At 42.7% G+C, this 19939-nt stretch carries 22 protein-coding genes; all 22 read left to right on the top strand.

Features of this window, described 5'->3' with window-relative positions:
• Positions 1-10: 10 nt before the first annotated feature.
• The 22 genes from ACRX5O_RS11900 to whiA all read left to right on the top strand — a co-directional run bounded on the left by ACRX5O_RS11900 (position 11) and on the right by whiA (position 19923).
• Positions 11-373 carry a phage holin family protein gene (locus ACRX5O_RS11900; RefSeq protein WP_433906148.1) on the top strand — a complete coding sequence of 121 codons (363 nt, stop codon included), beginning with the start codon at positions 11-13 and terminating at the stop codon, positions 371-373.
• 515 nt (positions 374-888) lie between these two features.
• Entirely contained in the window at positions 889-2493 is a 1605-nt protein-coding gene (locus ACRX5O_RS11895; protein ID WP_433906147.1) for an alkaline phosphatase, read from the top strand.
• 130 nt (positions 2494-2623) lie between these two features.
• Positions 2624-3562, top strand: a complete 939-nt coding sequence (gene hprK / locus ACRX5O_RS11890; RefSeq protein WP_433906146.1) for an HPr(Ser) kinase/phosphatase — start codon at positions 2624-2626, stop codon at positions 3560-3562.
• Positions 3563-3583: 21 nt separating this feature from the next.
• The gene (lgt, locus tag ACRX5O_RS11885) at positions 3584-4402 is read left to right on the top strand and encodes a prolipoprotein diacylglyceryl transferase (RefSeq protein WP_433906145.1); all 819 of its coding nucleotides are present in this window, start codon (positions 3584-3586) and stop codon (positions 4400-4402) included.
• 117 nt (positions 4403-4519) lie between these two features.
• Positions 4520-5464, top strand: coding sequence for a nucleoside recognition domain-containing protein (locus tag ACRX5O_RS11880; RefSeq protein WP_433906144.1), 945 nt, complete (start codon positions 4520-4522; stop codon positions 5462-5464).
• Positions 5454-6107 carry a pyrophosphatase PpaX gene (gene ppaX, locus ACRX5O_RS11875; protein WP_433906143.1) on the top strand — a complete coding sequence of 218 codons (654 nt, stop codon included), beginning with the start codon at positions 5454-5456 and terminating at the stop codon, positions 6105-6107. Before ACRX5O_RS11880 ends, ppaX begins: the two co-directional genes overlap by 11 nt.
• Positions 6104-6643: an acyltransferase gene (locus ACRX5O_RS11870; protein WP_433906142.1), complete on the top strand. Its 540-nt coding sequence runs from the start codon at positions 6104-6106 to the stop codon at positions 6641-6643. The genes ppaX and ACRX5O_RS11870 overlap by 4 nt, the downstream gene beginning before the upstream one ends.
• Positions 6644-6868: 225 nt before the next feature.
• Positions 6869-8047, top strand: coding sequence for an ATP phosphoribosyltransferase regulatory subunit (locus ACRX5O_RS11865; protein WP_433906141.1), 1179 nt, complete (start codon positions 6869-6871; stop codon positions 8045-8047).
• A gap of 2 nt (positions 8048-8049) precedes the next feature.
• Positions 8050-8688 carry an ATP phosphoribosyltransferase gene (hisG, locus tag ACRX5O_RS11860; RefSeq protein ID WP_119709982.1) on the top strand — a complete coding sequence of 213 codons (639 nt, stop codon included), beginning with the start codon at positions 8050-8052 and terminating at the stop codon, positions 8686-8688.
• A gap of 5 nt (positions 8689-8693) precedes the next feature.
• Complete coding sequence (gene hisD, locus ACRX5O_RS11855) at positions 8694-9959, top strand: histidinol dehydrogenase (RefSeq protein WP_433906140.1); 1266 nt, start codon at positions 8694-8696, stop codon at positions 9957-9959.
• Positions 9960-10075: 116 nt separating this feature from the next.
• A complete protein-coding gene (hisB, locus tag ACRX5O_RS11850; RefSeq protein ID WP_433906139.1) occupies positions 10076-10663 on the top strand; it encodes an imidazoleglycerol-phosphate dehydratase HisB in 588 nt (195 codons plus the stop codon).
• A complete protein-coding gene (gene hisH, locus ACRX5O_RS11845) occupies positions 10664-11299 on the top strand; it encodes an imidazole glycerol phosphate synthase subunit HisH (protein WP_433906138.1) in 636 nt (211 codons plus the stop codon).
• Positions 11296-12024: a 1-(5-phosphoribosyl)-5-[(5-phosphoribosylamino)methylideneamino]imidazole-4-carboxamide isomerase gene (gene hisA, locus ACRX5O_RS11840; RefSeq protein ID WP_433906137.1), complete on the top strand. Its 729-nt coding sequence runs from the start codon at positions 11296-11298 to the stop codon at positions 12022-12024. The genes hisH and hisA overlap by 4 nt, the downstream gene beginning before the upstream one ends.
• Position 12025: 1 nt before the next feature.
• Positions 12026-12784: an imidazole glycerol phosphate synthase subunit HisF gene (gene hisF / locus ACRX5O_RS11835; RefSeq protein ID WP_119709977.1), complete on the top strand. Its 759-nt coding sequence runs from the start codon at positions 12026-12028 to the stop codon at positions 12782-12784.
• Positions 12781-13422: a bifunctional phosphoribosyl-AMP cyclohydrolase/phosphoribosyl-ATP diphosphatase HisIE gene (hisIE, locus tag ACRX5O_RS11830; protein ID WP_433906136.1), complete on the top strand. Its 642-nt coding sequence runs from the start codon at positions 12781-12783 to the stop codon at positions 13420-13422. Before hisF ends, hisIE begins: the two co-directional genes overlap by 4 nt.
• A 173-nt stretch (positions 13423-13595) precedes the next feature.
• Positions 13596-15077 (top strand): tetratricopeptide repeat protein, encoded by a 1482-nt coding sequence (locus ACRX5O_RS11825; protein WP_433906135.1) that lies wholly within the window; start codon positions 13596-13598, stop codon positions 15075-15077.
• Positions 15078-15179: 102 nt separating this feature from the next.
• Positions 15180-16130, top strand: coding sequence for a thioredoxin-disulfide reductase (gene trxB, locus ACRX5O_RS11820; RefSeq protein WP_119709974.1), 951 nt, complete (start codon positions 15180-15182; stop codon positions 16128-16130).
• Between the two features lie 118 nt (positions 16131-16248).
• The gene (locus tag ACRX5O_RS11815; RefSeq protein WP_433906134.1) at positions 16249-16392 is read left to right on the top strand and encodes a hypothetical protein; all 144 of its coding nucleotides are present in this window, start codon (positions 16249-16251) and stop codon (positions 16390-16392) included.
• Between the two features lie 195 nt (positions 16393-16587).
• A complete protein-coding gene (locus tag ACRX5O_RS11810) occupies positions 16588-17046 on the top strand; it encodes an NUDIX hydrolase (RefSeq protein ID WP_066058777.1) in 459 nt (152 codons plus the stop codon).
• Between the two features lie 12 nt (positions 17047-17058).
• Positions 17059-17952, top strand: a complete 894-nt coding sequence (gene rapZ / locus ACRX5O_RS11805; protein ID WP_433906133.1) for an RNase adapter RapZ — start codon at positions 17059-17061, stop codon at positions 17950-17952.
• Complete coding sequence (locus ACRX5O_RS11800) at positions 17949-18932, top strand: gluconeogenesis factor YvcK family protein (RefSeq protein ID WP_119709971.1); 984 nt, start codon at positions 17949-17951, stop codon at positions 18930-18932. The genes rapZ and ACRX5O_RS11800 overlap by 4 nt, the downstream gene beginning before the upstream one ends.
• A gap of 37 nt (positions 18933-18969) precedes the next feature.
• Positions 18970-19923, top strand: coding sequence for a DNA-binding protein WhiA (gene whiA / locus ACRX5O_RS11795; protein WP_433906132.1), 954 nt, complete (start codon positions 18970-18972; stop codon positions 19921-19923).
• The last annotated feature ends 16 nt before the right edge of the window (positions 19924-19939 follow it).

Raw genomic sequence — 19939 nt, 5'->3', positions numbered from 1 at the left:
GATGATTGCGATGAGATGGCTTATAGGAATAGGAATTAATGCGATTTTGTTTATCGCACTGGCAGGCTATTTTGAAAACTCCTTTTATATAGAAAGCTTTGGGGCGGCATTGGCCGCGAGTTTCATATTAGCGATCCTAAATATGCTGGTAAGGCCTATTTTAATCATATTAACTCTGCCGATCACGATTGTGACCATTGGTGCGTTCTTGCTAGTAATCAATGCATTGACGCTTCTGTTCACCGATGAATTGGTCGGTTCCTCCTTTGAAATCGAAGGATTCTGGATGGCCTTCTTCATCGCGCTCATCATGTCGGTAGTAAATGTCATCCTTCAGAAAACTGTTTTTCGAGAAAAGAAGGAAAATAACTAAGTTTCCACCCTCCTTTTTAAAGCAAAGGAGGGTTTTTTATATGGAAAAGGGGGGATTTTAGTAGAAACAATGGTTTTATGTTCGCTTCAGAAGGTTATTGTTAATTTTACTTGCGATTGTGGAGATATTTTTGCTATTAAAAAGATTTATTTGCGATTCTAGAAATGTATTTGCTATTTTAAAGATATTTTTGCGATTCTAGAAATTTATTTGCTATTTTAAAAATATATTTGCGATTCAAGAAAATTACTTGCGATCCGAAGTGGATATTTGCGATTGTGAGGAATTACTTGCGATCATAAGAAGATATTTGCGATGATGAGGAATTACTTGCGATCCCAAGAAGATATTTGCGATGATGAGGAATTATTTGCAATCCCAAGTACATATTAGCGATTCTAAAAATTCATCCACTATTCCCCGAAAATTCAAGTTTTCCATCACGAATTTCTATTTTCCCGTTTACTTTCCAACAACATGAGTAAAATAAACAACGATTGGGAAAGGAGGCTTTTATGAGTAAGAAACTGCTGATCACAACCTTAGCATGTATCGTTTTACTTGGGAGTGTTGGTTGTACAGAGATGAAAGCCCAGCAGCCGCATACCGAGTCCCCGAGAAATGTAATTATGATGGTGATGGACGGAACAAGTTCGGGAGCGGTCGCATTAGCCCGCTGGTATAAAGGAAGAGATCTTGCGTTAGATCAAATTTTAACGGGAGGCGTGCGAACGTATTCGGCAGAGTCTGCGATCACAGACTCAGCCGCTGCGGCTACCGCTCTAGCGACTGGAAACAAAACAGATGAGCATTTTATTGGGCTTCTTCCTTCGAAAATTACGACACCAGGCAAGCAAGACGAGAACCCGAAGTATGCTTTCATGCCGGTAGCCAATGTCCTTGAAGGAGCAAAGCAAGTAGGGAAAGCGACGGGTATTGTTGCTACCTCTGAAATTCAACACGCCACACCGGCTGGATTTTCCACACATGTTCTGAGCCGAAAGCAACAAGAAGATATTGCTGAACAACAGGTGTATCAAGGAATCGATGTCGTACTTGGTGGCGGAACAGTTCATTTAACGAATCGTAAAGATAAGGAAAATCTACAAAAGGTTATTAAAGAAAAAGGATATCAATGGGTCGACACGAGAACTGAATTACAAAAGGCGAACGGTACAAAAATCTGGGGGAGTTTTGCGGAGGAGTCGCTTGCCTATGATATAGACCGTCCGGCAACCAAACCTTCAGAGCCCACTCTTGCCGAGATGACAAACAAGGCGATTCAAACCCTTTCAAAAGATAAAGATGGATTTTTCCTGTTTGTGGAAGGAAGCAAAATTGATTGGGCTGCACACAAAAATGATATTGTTGGTATGATTAGCGATGTGTTAGCCTTCGACGAGGCGGTAAAGGAAGCAGTTGCGTTTGCTGAAAGAGATGGAAATACGATGGTGATTGCCGTGACCGATCATGGAAATAGTGGAATCTCAATAGGTAATCGGCAAACGTCTAGATCATATGCGCATACTCCTGTTGAAAGCTTCATTCAGCCATTGAAAAAAGCCAAGCGCACGGTAGAGGGTGCACTAGAGGATCTAAAGGAGGATCGCTCCAATATTAAACAAGTGGCGAAGCTGTATGGTCTAGATGATTTATCAAACAACGAAGTAAAACTGCTGAAAAACTCCAATCATGTTGGTGCAGATCTATCGGCTTTGTTAGCGAAAAAAGCGAATCTTGGTTTTACAACAGGTGGACATACGGGAGAAGATGTATTTCTATACGCTTACGGTCCGTCTCATCCCAAAGGCTACTTGGAGAACACGGAATTACCTGAGATAATGTCAGAGTTCATGGGGTTCAACCTAGAAAAGTTGAGCCAATCGTTGTTCATAAATGCAAAGGAATCATTTGAGAAGCAAGGCTACGTCACAAAAATTGTTCAAAAAGAACAATATAACATTGTGTTTACGGCTACCAAAGGAGAGATATCCATTGAAATCCCTACTAATAAAAATATCATTACGGTTAACGGAAAGTCACATTCACTGAATGGGATATCGATTTTCAATGGAAGAGACTTTTTTGTAAGTGAACAAGTAAAAGAGTTTCTCTCTTAATTTCTAGCCCTTCTCAATTTTGAGGAGGGTCATTTTTTTGACAAAATATGAGGATCAAATTTGGTTCTTTAAAAAAAGATGGTAAAATAGATAGGAATTGTCTCTTTACATACAGAGGAGGAAGACGACCATGGCGAAAGTTCGTACGAAAGATATTATTGAAAAATTTGACCTTGAGTTAATTAGTGGAGAAGAAGGAATAAATCGCCCGATCACGATGAGTGATATCTCTAGACCGGGTATTGAAATAGCAGGTTTTTTCGATTATTATCCAGCCGAGCGGATTCAACTGCTTGGGAAAACAGAGCTAACCTTTGCGGAAAAATTGTCGCCAACGGAGCGTGCCATTCGTATGGAAAAGCTTTGTACGGATGTAACTCCTGGAATCATTGTGACAAGGGAGCTTGACGTACCTGAAGAGCTGATCGAAGCGTGTGAACGTGAGGCTGTGCCACTAATGCGTTCTAGACAGAAGACGACCCGTTTTTCTGGACGTTTGACGAACTTTTTAGAAAGTAAGCTTGCGCCTACAACTGCTGTTCATGGTGTTCTCATTGATATTTATGGAGTAGGGGTTCTAATCACGGGGAAAAGTGGAGTCGGGAAAAGTGAAACCGCCCTTGAACTCGTCAAACGTGGACATCGATTGGTCGCAGACGATTGCGTAGAAATTCGTCAGGAGGATGAAGACACTCTCATTGGTAATTCTCCGGAATTGATTGAGCATTTACTTGAAATCCGTGGGTTAGGAATCATTAACGTGATGACACTGTTCGGAGCAGGAGCGGTTCGAAGTCATAAACGAATAACTTTGGTAATTAACCTAGAGTTATGGGATCAAAACAAGCAATATGATCGCTTAGGATTAGATGAAGAAAAAATGCGTATCATTGACACAGATCTTACAAAATTAACGGTTCCAGTTCGACCTGGTCGTAACTTAGCCGTTATTATTGAAGTAGCAGCGATGAACTTCCGTCTAAAACGTATGGGAGTGAACGCAGCGGAGCAGTTTACGAATCGCCTAGCTGATGTGATTGAAGAAGGCGAGCATGACGAAGAACATTAATCCTAAGGAGGATGAGCTGTAATGGAATCAACTATTCAACCGATTGACCCAATTGCGGTGTCGCTCGGTCCAATCCAGATCCATTGGTACGGTGTGATCATTGGGGTGGGTATAGCACTTGCTTTATTTTTAGCGATGCGAGAAGGAGATAGAAGGGGACTACATAAAGATATTTTCCCTGATTTGATGCTTTGGGCGATACCCATTGCGATCATTTCGGCACGTATTTATTATGTGGCGTTTGAATGGGATTATTACTCGCAAAATCCAGGTGATATTATAAAGATTTGGAACGGTGGAATTGCGATTCATGGAGCACTAATCGGTTCGGTTATTACAGCGATTGTGTTTTCAAGGAAGAAAAATATTTCGTTTTGGAAGCTTGCAGATATCGCAGCACCGAGTATTATTCTTGGGCAAGCCATCGGTCGTTGGGGGAATTTTATCAACCAAGAGGCGCATGGTGGCGAGGTAACAAGAAGCTTTTTAGAAGGCTTATTCTTACCAGAGTTTATTATCAACCAAATGTATATTGATGGGGTCTATTATCATCCAACCTTCTTGTATGAATCGATTTGGAATCTAGTAGGATTTGTTCTATTAATGTCACTAAGAAGGGTGAATCTACGACAAGGAGAGATTTTCCTTTCGTATGTGATTTGGTATTCGATCGGCCGCTTCTTTGTGGAAGGAATGCGTACGGACAGCTTGATGCTAACAGAATCTTTACGCATTGCCCAAACGATTTCGATCGCCTTAATTCTTTTAGGTGTTGGTTTAATCGTTTATCGAAGAGTAAAAGGATACTCGAAGGTTCGGTATTTAGACCAGAGTGTGTAAAATATAGAGAGAGAAAAGGGTGTAATTTCTCCTTACGAAAGCTGGTGTTGCTATGCAACAAAGGCTTTCTTCCGGAGAAACTCCACCCAATATGATATAAGGGAGCACGGAGAGAAGATGCTACAATCTACGAAAGCAGGGTTTTTCGTCGGTTTAAAGACCGTTTGGGCATTGGGGAAAATTATATTTCCGGTTGCCCTTATTGTTGCTTTACTGCAGCACACCCCTGTTCTGCCATGGGTGATTCAATTGATTACTCCTTTGATGGGGATTTTTGGACTTTCAGGTGACGCAGCGATTCCTCTCGTACTAGGAAACTTTCTAAACCTGTACGCGGCAATTGGTGCGATGCTTACGATTGATTTATCGGTAAAAGAAGTGTTTATCATCGCAGTTATGCTTTCTTTTTCACACAATATGCTCGTGGAATCGAGTGTTGCGATAAAAGTGGGAGTGAAGCTTTGGATTGCGCTAACCGTGAGAATTGGGTTGGCCATTTTTTCAGGAATTGTCATTAATCTAGTATGGCAAGGTGGAAGTGAACGTGCCCAATACGGGTTGGTGGCAGCGAAAGAAGAAACGGTGAGTGGCGTCATTCCGGTCCTTCTCGATGCTTTGCAAACAGCCGCGCTTGGAATTGTTCAATTAGCCATGATTGTGATGCCGTTAATGATTGTGATTCAAGTATTAAAGGACTTACAATGGCTTCAAGTGTTTTCTCGATGGATGGCACCAGTGACAAGAGCATTAGGAATGAAGGAAAATACGTCAACGACTCTTGCGGCAGGATTGATTTTTGGCCTTGCGTATGGAGCCGGCGTCATGATTCAGGCCGTAAAAGAGGATGGAGTAAGCAAGAAGGATGTAACGATTGCGTTTATTTTCCTCGCAGCCTGCCACGCCGTAGTGGAAGATACCCTCATCTTTTTACCATTAGGAATTCCTGTCCTTCCTCTACTACTCATCCGCTTAGTGTTAGCGATCGTACTGACCGCTATCGTGGTGAATATATGGAAGCGAGTCGAGTTCTCAAAACGAAAGGAAACAGTCTATGACCACTAAAACAACAACTATCTTATTTGATTTAGACGGAACATTAATTGATACAAACGAACTGATCATTCAGTCCTTTCTACACACCTTGCAGCACTACTATCCTGACCAATACAAGCGTGAGGATGTGATCCCGTTTATGGGACCAACGCTTGTAGAAACGTTTGGTGGAATGAATCCGGATAGTGTCGAGGAAATGATAAAGACGTATCGTACTTTTAACATTAGCAATCATGATTTGCTGGTAAAAGAGTTTGAGGGTGTAAAAGAAACCGTTATTGCCTTAAAGGAAAAAGGTTATAAAATTGGAATCGTGACGTCCAAAATGTCTGACGTTGTTATGAAAGGGTTGAAGCTAACAAAGCTAGATCCTTATTTTGAAATCGTCGTGGCACTTGATCACGTGGAAAAAGCAAAGCCAGACCCAGGTCCGGTACGAATGGCTTTAGAAAAACTGCATTCTTCTCCAGAGGAAGCGATCATGGTTGGGGATAACCATCATGATATTTTAGGAGGGAAAAATGCGGGAGTAAGAACTGCTGCGGTTGCCTGGTCGATTAAAGGTCGTGACTATTTAGCCAAGTATGATCCAGACTATATGCTTGAAAACATGACCGATTTATTGGCTATTTTAGAGGCAGAAGGTCAATGAGAAGGACTACTCGCTACCCAGTCGAAGGAGCGAACTCTCTCTGGCATGTATACAAGACCGTCCCATTTGTAAAAGTCGTTAAAAACTTCATTGTCATCCAACTTGCACGATATACACCGTTTTTAGGAATGAAAAATTGGTTGTATCGAACATTTCTAAAAATGAATATTGGTGACCAAACCTCGTTTGCTCTTATGGTCATGCTCGATATAATGTTTCCGGAAAAAATCAGTGTGGGCAAAAATACCGTCATCGGTTATAACACCACGATTCTAGCACACGAATACTTAATCAAAGAGTATCGGTTAGGAGAAGTGCAAATCGGAAGCGAAGTAATGATCGGAGCGAATACGACGATTTTACCTGGCATCACCATTGGGGATGGTGCAATTGTGTCAGCAGGAACGCTTGTTCATAAGGATGTTCCCGCGGGAGCGTTCGTTGGTGGCAATCCCATGCGTGTGATTTACACAAAAGAAGAACTCGCAACAAGATGGGAAGAAGATCCGATTTACGGAAATAATAAGCTTCATTAACGCAAGTTAGTGAAGTTTTTTTGTATATCATTGTCGATTGGTGTACATAATCGAGCCTTTATTGCTCTAGCAATAACAGCGAAGAGAATGGACGCCAATCGACTTTGTTACCAATTTTTCAGTTGACGACCTCCTTATGAAAGGAGTAAACTACATATAACTTCAATTTGCTAACATATTAGCGAACTAAAGGATTCGGAACATTTAGATATAGAGGTGATTGTCTTGAGTCGTTTATTTATGTTCGAAAAACCGCTTGGAATGAGGGATACCCTTCCAGGATTGTATGAAACGAAAAGCATTGCTAGAAATGCGATAAAATCAGAAATGAAGCGTTGGGGCTTTCAGTTTATTGAAACGCCTGCACTGGAATATTATGAAACGGTCGGAACGGCTTCAGCTATTCTTGACCAGCAGTTGTTTAAACTATTAGATTCACAAGGACATACACTTGTGCTGAGACCGGATATGACCGCACCGATCGCGCGTGTGGCAGCGTCAAAACTGTTGAAGGAAGACTTGCCGCTACGTTTAGCCTACTCGGCGAATGTATACCGTGCACAGCAAAGAGAAGGGGGCAGACCTGCAGAGTTTGAGCAAATCGGTGTGGAGTGTATTGGCGACCATACGATTAGCGCAGATGGAGAGGTCATCGCTCTATTAATCTCGTCATTACGCGAGGCTGGACTACCAAAGTTCCAAATTTCCGTTGGCCATATCGGCTTTGTACAGACGCTGTTCCAACAGATTCTTGGAACGGAAGAGCGCGCCCAAGCATTAACGAAATTTTTATATGAAAAAAATTACGTAGGATACCGTGAGCATGTGAAAAACCTCGCGTTATCTTCCATTGATAAGCAAAGATTATTAGATTTCCTAAAGCTTCGCGGAGGCGAGGAGGTTCTAAGCTTTGCCAATGATATTATCGAAAACGAAAGTGGTCGTGAAGCACTTTCTCAGCTGCAGCAATTGTGGGAGATTATCGTAGCCTTCGGTGAGGAAGATAAGCTGAAGTTTGACCTGACGCTTATTAGTCATATGAGCTACTACACGGGAATCGTGTTTGAAGTATACTCCCATGCAGTAGGTACACCGATTGGAAACGGTGGCAGATACGATCTTCTTTTAGAAAAGTTCGGGAAGGCAACGGGAGCGACCGGATTTGCTTTATACTTAGACCGCCTAATCGAAGCGCTTGGTGGAGTATCAGAAGAAACACCAATGACATGTATTTTATTCAGTGATGAACGACGACAGGAAGCGTACGAGGTAGCAAAAGAAAAGCGCGCCATCGGAGAAAAAGTCGTGTTACAAGATATCAATGGTGTGAAAAATATTGATGCATGCACGAATCAATATACAGATATCGTCTTTTTAATCGGAAAAGCAGGCAGGGGGTCTTAACAGTGAAGGAAATGCTAACAATTGCAATGCCGAAGGGGCGGATTTTTGACGAAGCAGTCGAGCTTCTTCGTCAAGCGGGCTTCAATCTTCCACCAGAGTTTGAAGACTCTCGCAAGCTTATTATCGATGTGGAACAAGAACAGTTTCGCTTTATTTTAGCAAAGCCGATGGACGTCCCTACTTATGTAGAACACGGCGTGGCTGATTTAGGAATTGCAGGGAAAGATGTTATGCTTGAAGAAGAGCGTGACGTGTATGAACTATTAGATTTGAAAATTAGTGCCTGCTACTTGGCGGTTGCAGGTTTACCAAATACAAAGATGAACGATGTGGCTCCAAAGGTGGCTAGCAAGTATCCGAATGTGGCAGCAGCCTACTTCCGTGAGCAAGGGGAGCAGGTAGAAATCATTAAGCTAAATGGTTCGATCGAACTTGCACCGATTATCGGATTATCTGATCGCATCGTAGATATCGTGTCTACAGGAAAAACATTGGTCGAAAATGGACTAGTAGAATACGAGCGTATTGCCGATATTACCTCTCGTCTGATCGTGAATCCGGTCAGCTACCGAACAAAGGATGAGCGAATTAGTGAGATCGTTGATAAGTTAACAGACGTGATTCACGGTGTAAGGAGCTGAACAGGATGAACATTCAAAAGGTGAGTGAGGCGGTTTCGATTAAGCGTTCGGTGGATGCGGGAACCGAGGAGCAACGCCAAACGGTAAAGGCGATTATTGAAGAAGTACGAAAAAATGGAGATACGGCTCTATTTGCCTATACAGAAAAATTTGATCGTGCCACGTTAACATCGATGCTCGTTTCTGAAGAAGAAATCCGTGAAGCATACGAAGAAACAGGTGCGGAATATGTGGCGATTATTAAGGAAGCAGCTGAGAATATTCGCTCGTTTCACGAAAAGCAGGTTCGTAATTCATGGCTGACAACAGAAGCAAACGGCACAATTCTTGGTCAAAAGGTAACACCGCTTGATTCAGTTGGCGTGTACGTGCCAGGTGGAACAGCGGCATATCCATCGTCTGTCCTTATGAATGTGATGCCAGCAAAAGTGGCTGGGGTTGAGCGCATCGTTATGGTGTCTCCTCCAGGTGCCAATGGAAAGTTACCTGCAGCCGTCGTTGTTGCGGCTCAAGAAGCTGGTGTGAAGGAGATTTTTAAGGTAGGGGGAGCGCAAGCAGTGGCTGCTCTTGCTTATGGAACAGAAGCGATTAAGCCGGTTGATAAAATCGTCGGACCGGGAAACATCTATGTGGCCCTTGCCAAGCGTGAAGTTTTCGGTGACGTGGATATTGATATGATTGCAGGTCCGAGTGAAATTGCTGTTTTAGCAGATGACACGGCTCGAGCAAGCGAAGTGGCTGCAGACCTACTATCTCAGGCGGAGCATGATGAGAGAGCGTGTTGTGTGCTTGTTACAACCTCGCAAAAGTTAGCTGAACAGGTTTCTGAGGAGGTTGTTCGTCAGCTAGAAACACTTCCTCGTAAGGAGATTGCCGAACAATCAATCGCTGATTACGGAGCGATTTATGTAGCGGACACATTAGAAGAAGCGATTGCTACCATTAACACATTGGCGCCAGAGCATTTAGAAGTGATGACGGCTAACCCGATGGAGTTACTAGGTCAAATCAAGCATGCAGGTGCGATTTTTATCGGTCGATTCAGTTCCGAACCAGTCGGAGACTATTTCGCAGGTCCAAACCACGTGCTTCCAACAAACGGAACCGCCCGCTTCTCAAGCCCATTAAACGTAGACGATTTCCAAAAGAAATCAAGCATTATCTCATACAGTGAAAAAGCATTACAACAAAACGTCGAGAAAATCGCCGCATTCGCAAGACTCGAAGGCCTAGAAGCCCATGCTAGAGCGGTAGAATCGCGATTTAAATAGTAGAGATAAAGGGGTCGTTTCCGCCCGTAGAAAGCCTTAGTTGCAAAGCAACACCAGCTTACGAAGGGTGAAACGACACCTTGGTAAACACTTGGATATGAACAGGAGGATTCGGGATGACAAGGTCAGCAAGCATTACAAGAAAAACAGGTGAAACAAATATTGAACTTGCTTTAACGATTGATGGTGAAGGAAAATCAGAACTAGAGACTGGCGTTCCTTTCATGACGCATATGCTTGACTTATTTACAAAGCACGGTCAATTTGACTTAACCATCAACGCCAAGGGTGACACAGAGGTGGACGATCACCACACAACAGAAGACATCGGCATCTGCTTAGGACATGCCCTTCGTGAAGCATTAGGCGATAAAAAAGGAATCAAGCGCTACGGTAATGCCTTTGTACCAATGGATGAGACACTTGCACAAGTAGTCGTTGACTTAAGCAACCGTCCGCACCTAGAAATGCGCGCGCACTTCCCAAGTCAAAAGGTTGGAACCTTTGACACAGAGTTAGTTCACGAATTTCTTTGGAAGCTTGCCCTTGAAGCACGAATGAACCTCCATGTGATCGTTCACTATGGTCAAAATACACACCATATCATTGAGGCCATTTTTAAAGCATTAGCTAGAGCATTGGATGAAGCAACAACAATTGACCCAAGAATAAAGGGCGTTCCATCAACGAAAGGAATGTTGTAAATGATCGGAATTATTGATTACGGGATGGGGAATTTGTTCAGTGTTTCGAAAGCCCTCGAACGGCTCGAAGCCCCTTATTTCATTTCAGAGGATGCTAGCGAACTGCTACAAGCTGATAGCTTAATCTTACCAGGGGTTGGATCGTTTAAGGATGCCATGGAAAAGCTGAACGAATCAGACCTGACTGCGATGATAAAGGAATACGTGAAAACAGGAAAGCCATTGCTAGGTATCTGCCTTGGGATGCAGCTGTTATTTGAAGAAAGCGAAGAGAACGGCCTAACGAAGGGGTTGGCGTTTCTACCAGGAAACGTGATTCGTTTTCCAGGAGTAACTCCTGAGGGAGAGGCGTACAAAGTCCCGCATATGGGCTGGAACAACATTCACTTCTTCCGTTCGTCGCCGATTTTAGAAAATATCCATGAGGACTTTGTGTATTTTGTTCACTCGTACTACGTGAATACGCCGGATCATGAGGTCGTAATTGCTAGCTGCGATTATGACGTTGAAGTACCTGCTGTAGTAGGCCGTGGAAATGTATTTGGAATGCAATTTCACCCGGAAAAAAGCAGCAAGCTAGGCATGGAGCTATTGCGCAATTTTACTGAGCTAACGAAAGAAAGGGTGGCACGATGAGCTTTACTATTTATCCAGCGATTGATATGCGCGGAGGCAAATGCGTTCGCCTTCTACAAGGAGATTATAATCAAGAAACAGTGTATGGGGATTCACCATTTGATATGGCGAAAAGCTTTGCCGACGCAGGAGCCGAGTGGATACATATGGTCGACCTTGACGGAGCAAAAGATGGAAAGCGTGTGAACGACCGCTTTGTCATCGAGGCTGCCCAAAAGCTTGATGCGAAAGTGCAAATTGGTGGAGGTATTCGTACCGAGGAAGATATTCTTCATTACTTAAATAATGGCGTGTCACGTGTCATTATCGGGAGTGTGGCAGTGTCGAACCCAGAGTTCGCTATTGAAATGATTCAAAAGTACGGAGCAAAGATTGCGATTGGACTCGATGCGAAGGATGGCTATGTGGCAACGCACGGCTGGCTGGATACCTCTTCTGTCACAGCGGTTGAGCTTGGAAAGCGACTTGCTGAAGCGGGTGCAGAGACGTTTATTTTTACAGATATCGCAACAGATGGGATGCTTTCTGGCCCGAACTTATTAGCTGTGGAGAAACTTGGGGTTGAAACTGGTAAAAGCGTCATCGCCTCTGGTGGAGTAAGTGAGTTGGCAGATTTACGGGCATTGAAGGAGCTTGTAGGAAAAGGCGTGAGCGGTGCAATTGTCGGAAAAGCAATTTATGAAGGACGATTCTCTGTTCCTGAAGCATTGAAAGAGGTGAAGTAACATGCTAACAAAGCGTATTATTCCTTGCCTGGATGTGAAGGACGGTCGTGTGGTAAAAGGAATTCAGTTCGTACAGCTGCGCGATGCAGGAGACCCTGTGGAACTGGCTCGTTTTTATGATGAGCAGGGAGCAGATGAGTTAGTCTTTTTAGATATTTCTGCTTCGCATGAAGGCCGCGGCACGATGGTGGATGTGGTAAAATCTGTTGCTTCCGAGCTAGCGATTCCGTTTACTGTAGGTGGAGGGATCAATTCCCTTGAAGATATGAAGCGTATTTTACGTGCGGGTGCAGATAAAGTGTCATTGAATACAGCAGCTGTGCTAAATCCTGAGCTTATCACTGAAGGAGCGAACTTCTTTGGAACACAATGTATTGTCGTTGCTATTGACGCAAAATACGATGAAGAGCTTGGTTCGTGGCGTGTTTTCACCCATGGTGGTAGAAAAACTACCGAATATGAAGTTATACAATGGGCAAAAGAGGCGGTTCGCCGCGGGGCAGGAGAAATTCTGTTAACAAGCATGGATAGTGATGGAGAGAAAAAAGGCTTTGATGTGGCACTAACTCGTGCTGTGAGCGAGGCGGTATCGGTGCCGGTCATTGCTTCTGGTGGAGCAGGAAACTCTGAGCATTTTGCGGAAGCCTTTTTAGAAGCAAAGGCAGATGCAGCATTAGCGGCATCAATTTTCCACTACAAGGAAACATCAGTTGAAGAAGTGAAATCATTTTTAAAAGAAAAAGGGGTGAATGTACGATGAATGTAAAATTTGATGAAAACGGCTTGCTGCCGGCAATCGTTCAGGATGCAGTGACGAAGGAAGTATTAACACTTGCGTATATGAACAAGGAATCTTTAGATAAATCCATTGAAACGTGTGAAACATGGTTTTACAGTCGTTCACGTCAGGAGCTTTGGCATAAAGGAGCAACAAGCGGGAATACACAGAAAATCGTTGATATGAAGTTCGATTGTGACCAAGATGCAGTGGTTGTATTGGTAGAACCAGCTGGTCCTGCGTGCCACAACGGAACAACAAGTTGTTTTACAGAGAGTGTGTTCACAGGTGAGGAAGCAGCGTCTGGTGCGGAAAGCCTAGCAGACTATCAAATATTGTTTGAGCTTGAGCAGTTGATACGCAACCGTGAAAAGGAACGTCCAGAGGGTGCATACACGACGTACCTGTTTGAAAAAGGCGTTGATAAGATTTTGAAAAAGGTCGGCGAAGAAGCATCTGAAGTGATCATCGCTGCGAAGAACCGTGATGCCGAGGAGCTAAAGTGGGAAGCAGCCGATTTGCTGTACCACTTATACGTACTGTTGGTAGAGCAAGGCTTGCCAGCTCGAGACGTATTATCTGTATTAAATAAACGACATGAAAAATCATCAGCGAAATAACCAGCCGAGGGGCTGGTTATTTGTTTTTGGACAAAGCTTCCTTGATAGCCTTTCACATTCATGGTTTCAGCCACATAGGACTTATGATATAATAATTAGGTTAAACATATTTTTTTATATATTACTTCATTACATCTAAGAAGTGCTTGTAAACACGTTAAATGGAGGATTTCATGAGCAAAGACTCTAAAGCATATCAACCTAAAGGTAAATTGTTGTCTTTTCATCCAACTGGTGAATACTACTTTGCGAAAGGCTTAAAGGCGTATCAACGGAGGGATTTTTATAAATCAAAAAAATATTTGGAGCGTGCGATTCAGCTAGAGCCGGGCGAGCCGATGATTTATTGTCAGCTGGCGATTGTTTGTACGGAGCTTGGTGACTATCAGCAGTCCAATCGCTATTTGCACGAAATTTTAGAAGAGCTGGATGAGCATATGCTGGAGTGCCATTATTTCTTGGCTAACAACTACGCACATCTCGGTCTTTTTAAAGATGCATACACACACGCGTCGCTGTATTTAAAGCTGGACCAAGACGGAGAGTTTGTCGAGGATACGGAAGAATTAATCGACTTACTAACTCTTGAAGCGGAGGAGCTTGAAGAGGACCTGTACGAAGAGGACGATCTTATAGTAAAGCAGGATGAGGCGCGCCGTTTATTAGAATCGGGACATTTTCCAAGAGCCGTTGACCTATTAGAAGAGGTGATCGAGGAATTTCCTGAATATTGGTCAGCCTACAACAATCTTGCCCTTGCTTATTTTTATTTAGGTGAAACCAATAAGGCTGACGACATTCTTGAAGATGTACTCACGAAAAACCCAGGCAACCTGCATGCGCTGTGCAACAAGCTTGTGTTTGCTTTTTATCTGAAGGATAAAGAGGAAGTGAACAGCCTTAAGGAAGTGTTGAAAAAGATTAAGCCGATGCTGCACGAACATCAATTTAAACTTGGTGCAAGCTTTGCGCTTGTTGGAGAGTATGAGCTGGCTTACGGTTGGCTAAGAAAGCTGCAACGAGTAGGCTTTGAAGGGGACGGCCCTTTTTATTACTGGCTATCCTACTCTGCGTATCATACGAATCGTCAATCCATGGCTGAGCAAGCATGGAAAAGAGTTCTTGAATTCAGCCCTGAAAAAGAAGGACATGAGCCATGGGAAAAGAATAAGCCAGAAGCGGCTGGCTTTGAGCATATTCCAAAAGCCATTCATCAAAAGCTAGAAAGCAGCTTTATTGAAGAGCGTTTATTCGGGTTATTCCTTGCCTCTTTATCGGGAGAAAAAGAGAAACTTTTAACTTCTATGAAGCCGAAGTACTCAATAGAAAAGGAATATGTCGATCTTTTAAGCATGGAAACATGTGAAAAACCTATCATGCGTTCCGGTCACGAGACAGCAATGGAGCTTTATAAACAGCATCAACCGATTGGAACGACACAGTCGAGCTTGTTTTTATTATGGTTTACCATTTTGCCAGGTCTTATGAAAGAAAATGTGCAAGCAAACAACTCGAAGGCTTTGGCAGCTGCGACCGAATATATGTGGAGAAAGCAACGTGGGGAGCGAACGTCACAGCAACAGGTAGCAAAGCTGTACAGTCTATCCAGCTCCACCCTCCAAAAATATGTCAAAATTGTAAAAGGGCTCATTTAGTGAGCATATATTTGGACTCCACTCACTTTGTTTTATAGGATAAGGGTAACAAGGAAATACTAATACAAGTATTGTTTCTTTTTTTAAAAGGAGTGAATAAACGTGTCTGAAGAAAAAATTTATGATGTCATTATTGCTGGTGCTGGTCCTGCTGGGATGACGGCTGCTGTGTATACATCACGTGCGAATCTTTCTACATTAATGATCGAGCGCGGTGTGCCAGGTGGACAAATGGCGAACACAGAAGAGGTTGAAAACTATCCAGGTTTTGACCATATTTTAGGACCTGAGCTTTCTACAAAAATGTTTGATCACGCGAAAAAGTTTGGTGCTGAGTACGCGTATGGCGATATAAAAGAAGTAATTGATGGTGAAGAGTATAAAACGGTTGTTGCTGGTTCGAAGCAGTACAAAGCTCGTGCAGTGATTATTACAACTGGTGCTGAATATAAGAAAATTGGCGTTCCTGGTGAAAAAGAGCTTGGTGGCCGTGGGGTTTCTTACTGTGCGGTTTGTGATGGCGCATTTTTCAAAGGAAAAGAGCTTGTCGTTGTTGGTGGAGGAGACTCTGCTGTTGAAGAAGGAGTATATTTAACACGCTTCGCTTCTAAAGTAACGATTGTTCACCGTCGTGACGAGCTTCGTGCCCAAAAAATTCTTCAGCAACGTGCGTTTGACAATGAAAAAATTGATTTCATCTGGAATCACACAGTGAAGCAAATCAATGACAAGGACGGCAAGGTAGGAAGTGTTACTCTTGTGTCAACACAAGATGGTGCAGAGCAGGAATTCCAAGCAGATGGCGTATTCATCTACATCGGAATGGTTCCTCTATCAAAACCGTTTGCGAACCTTGGTATTACTAACAGTGATGGATACATTGAAACAAATGACCGCATGGAAACAAAAGTTCCTGGTATTTTCGCAGCTGGAGATATTCGTGAAAAAACACTTCGTCAAATTGTTACTGCAACAGGTGACGGAAGTATCGCCGCTCAAGCTGCGCAACACTATGTAGAAGAATTAATGGAATCATTAAAGCAAAAAGCATAACATAGGAAAAAGCTAGCCTTTTGGGGTTAGTTTTTTTGCTTTTTTGGGAATAAAGGATCTAGGGAAATGAAGTTCATCGAGCCTATGAAGATCGAAAGTGATGAAGATTTAGGGTGAAATGAAGTTCATTGAGCCTATGAAGATCAAAAGGGACGAGGATATAGGAAGAAATGAAGTTCATCGAGAAACATCTATGAATCAAATTGGTGCATCACTTCAACCATTCTTAACAAAACGTAATCTCCAATTAATTATACTGTAACAGTAGTGAAACATTGTTCGTGTAGAATAAGAATTGAAATTGACCCCCTTTTAAGATATATATCTTTGGCACAGGAACATGTCCTGTGCTCTTTTTTTATATTTGTCCATTTCCTATTCATTGTGAGCCCATTGTAAAAATAGTATAATAGTAAGAATAAAAGTCGTTAATTCTAGTCCCTGAGGTGATTGAAGCGTGCAACGAGTGACAAATTGTGTATTGGTAAAGGATAATAAAGTCTTGCTGCTCCAAAAGCCTAGACGTGGCTGGTGGGTGGCACCCGGTGGAAAGATGGAGCCTGGTGAATCAGTGAGAGACTGCTGTATTCGAGAGTACCGTGAAGAGACAGGTATTTACTTGAGAAACCCAAATATTAAGGGCATTTTTACATTTATCATGAAAGATGGAGACCAAGTCGTTTCTGAGTGGATGATGTTCACCTTCTTTGGAACAGAAGCCGATGGAATCAATCTGGATGAGTCAGAGGAAGGAAAGCTTGCTTGGCATGACTTTCATCAGATTAAAGATTTACCGATGGCAGAAGGGGATTATCATATATTGGACTACATGATCCACGGTCAAGGAATCATCTATGGCACTTTTACATATACAACCGATTTTCAGTTAATTCAATATCGTCTTGATCCTAGCTAAGGAGGAATTTTTATGAGTACTGGAGCGACACAAGATACACAAATGGTGATTATAACGGGGATGTCTGGTGCAGGGAAAACAGTCGCCATTCAAAGCTTTGAAGATCTAGGTTTTTTCTGTGTGGATAACCTGCCACCAACCTTATTGCCAAAATTTCTTGAACTTATGAAAGAGTCCGGAAATAAGATGAATAAGGTAGCGCTTGTAATGGATTTAAGGGGGAGAGAGTTTTTCGACCACTTATTCAAGGCGCTCGATGATCTTGCAGAAACATCATGGGTGACTCCGCAAATTCTATTCTTAGATGCGGACGATTCCACGCTTGTTCGTCGCTACAAGGAAACTCGACGTACTCATCCGCTTGCTCCGTCCGGACTTCCATTAGAAGGTATTCAGCTGGAGCGAGAGCTGCTTGAGGAATTAAAGGGAAGAGCACAGCTAATTTACAATAGCTCGGAAATGAAGCCGAAAGAATTACGCGAGAAAATTTTAACAGAGTTTTCAGCGAATAAGCAAACGATCTTTACGGTCAATGTGATGAGCTTTGGATTTAAGTACGGAATTCCGATTGACGCAGACTTAGTTTTCGATGTTCGATTTTTACCGAACCCGCACTATATTGAGTCGATGAGACCAAAAACGGGTCTTGATGAGGATGTTTCAAAGTATGTACTGAAGTGGAATGAGACGACGAAGTTCTTAGAAAAAGTAACGGAGCTGTTAGCCTTTATGCTTCCTCATTACAAACGAGAGGGGAAAGCGCAACTCGTGGTGGCCATTGGATGTACAGGTGGGCAGCATCGATCGGTGGCATTGACTGAATACATTGCACACCACTTCAAAAAAGACTATGAAACTCGAATCACTCATCGTGACATCGAAAGGAGAAAGGAACAAACTAAATGACGAAGATTCGACAGCCTCGAATTGTGATTATTGGAGGAGGAACAGGGCTACCGGTGTTGCTTCGCGGATTAAAGAAGTTTCCCGTTGATATTACGGCCATCGTTACGGTTGCTGACGATGGCGGTAGCTCAGGACGCCTTCGAGATGAAATGGACATTCCTCCTCCGGGAGATGTTCGCAATGTGCTAGCGGCATTATCTGATGTAGAACCGTTAATTGAGGAAATGTTTCAGCACCGTTTTGCAACTGCCAACGAATTATCTGGTCATTCACTTGGTAATTTAATTTTGGCAGCGATGACATCCATCACAGGGAATTTTACTCATGCCATCCAAGAGATGAGCAAGGTATTAAATGTGCGAGGGAAGGTGCTTCCAGCTGCCACGCAAAGTGTGGTGTTGCATGCAGAAATGGAGGACGGTACGATCGTTTCAGGCGAATCGAAAATTCCTTACTCCGGAAAACGGATCAAGCGAGTGTTTTTAACACCTGGTGATGCGACTCCGCTGCCAGAGACTCTTCAAGCCATTCGAAAAGCGGACTTAATCGTAATTGGACCGGGAAGCTTATATACTAGTATCTTACCTAATCTTCTTGTACCAAAGCTTGGCGAGGAAGTGTGCCGTGCAAAGGCGAAGAAGGTGTATATTTGTAACTTAATGACTCAAGCAGGTGAGACGCTTGATTATTCCGCAAGCGATCATGTGAAAGCGATTTACGATCATATGAAGAGTGATTTTATGAACACCATTTTAGTAAATAGGGAACATATCCCAGAAGAGGTTCTTACTCGCTATAGCGAAGAGTTAGCAAAACCTGTACACTTTGATTTAACTACTCTATATGATTTAGGACTCGAAGTGGTAGAGGGAGAAATCATGAGCCTTGAAAATGGAGTAATCCGCCATGACACAAGGGAAGTAGCAAATATTTTATATTCTCTATTAATAAATGAAACCCGCAAGCGGTCTAAAGCGTAGAAGAACTTAAGCAACCGTTTGTGTAGGAGGTGAAGATGTGTCATTCGCTTCGGAAACGAAAAAAGAGTTAACGAATATTGAAGGAAAAGAATGCTGCGGGAAAGCGGAGCTGTCCGCTTTGATTCGAATGAATGGCTCATTGTCCTTCTCTAATCGAAAACTAGTGGTCGATATCCAAACGGAAAATGCTGCGATTGCACGAAGAATTTATACGTTGGTAAAACGATATTACGACGTTCAAGTAGAACTTCTCGTTCGAAAGAAAATGAGATTGAAAAAGAACAATGTGTATATTGTAAGGCTATCACAGGATGCAAAGATCATCTTAGAGAATTTATTTATCCTAGAAGAAGGATTTGTATTTGCCCACAATATCGCTGAGGTACTTATTAAAAAGAAATGCTGTAAGCGCTCCTATTTACGTGGAGCATTTTTAGCAGGAGGTTCGGTGAACAATCCGGAAACTTCCTCTTATCACCTCGAAATTTTTTCTCTTTATAAAGAGCATAACGACTCTTTATGTGAATTGATGAATACATTTGGTTTAAACAGCAAAACGCTGGAAAGAAAAAAGGGCTTCATCACGTATTTAAAGGAAGCTGAAAAAATCACCGAATTCCTAAATATTATTGGTGCTCATAATGCGCTGCTAAGGTTTGAGGACATTCGGATCGTACGTGACATGCGTAACTCGGTGAACCGGTTAGTCAATTGTGAAACGGCGAACTTAAACAAGACGATTGGTGCGTCTTTACGACAGGTTGAAAATATTCGGTTTATACAAGATACCGTAGGTCTTCATATTTTACCTGAAAAGCTCAGAGAAATTGCAGAGCTTCGTATTGCATACCAAGATGTAACGTTAAAGGAGCTAGGGGAAATGGTATCTGGAGGGACTATTAGTAAATCAGGTATCAATCACCGTCTTCGTAAAATTGACGAAATTGCCGAAAAGCTCCGAGTCGGGGAAAACGTGAGTAAAACCATGTAATTATATAGATAAAAGA

The sequence above is a fragment of the Robertmurraya mesotrionivorans genome (assembly GCF_050971805.1).
In the GTDB taxonomy this organism is placed as follows: Bacteria; Bacillota; Bacilli; order Bacillales; family Cytobacillaceae; genus Robertmurraya_A.
The sequence above is the reverse complement of the archived record's forward strand: the minus strand, read 5'-3'. Positions and strand labels throughout refer to the sequence as shown.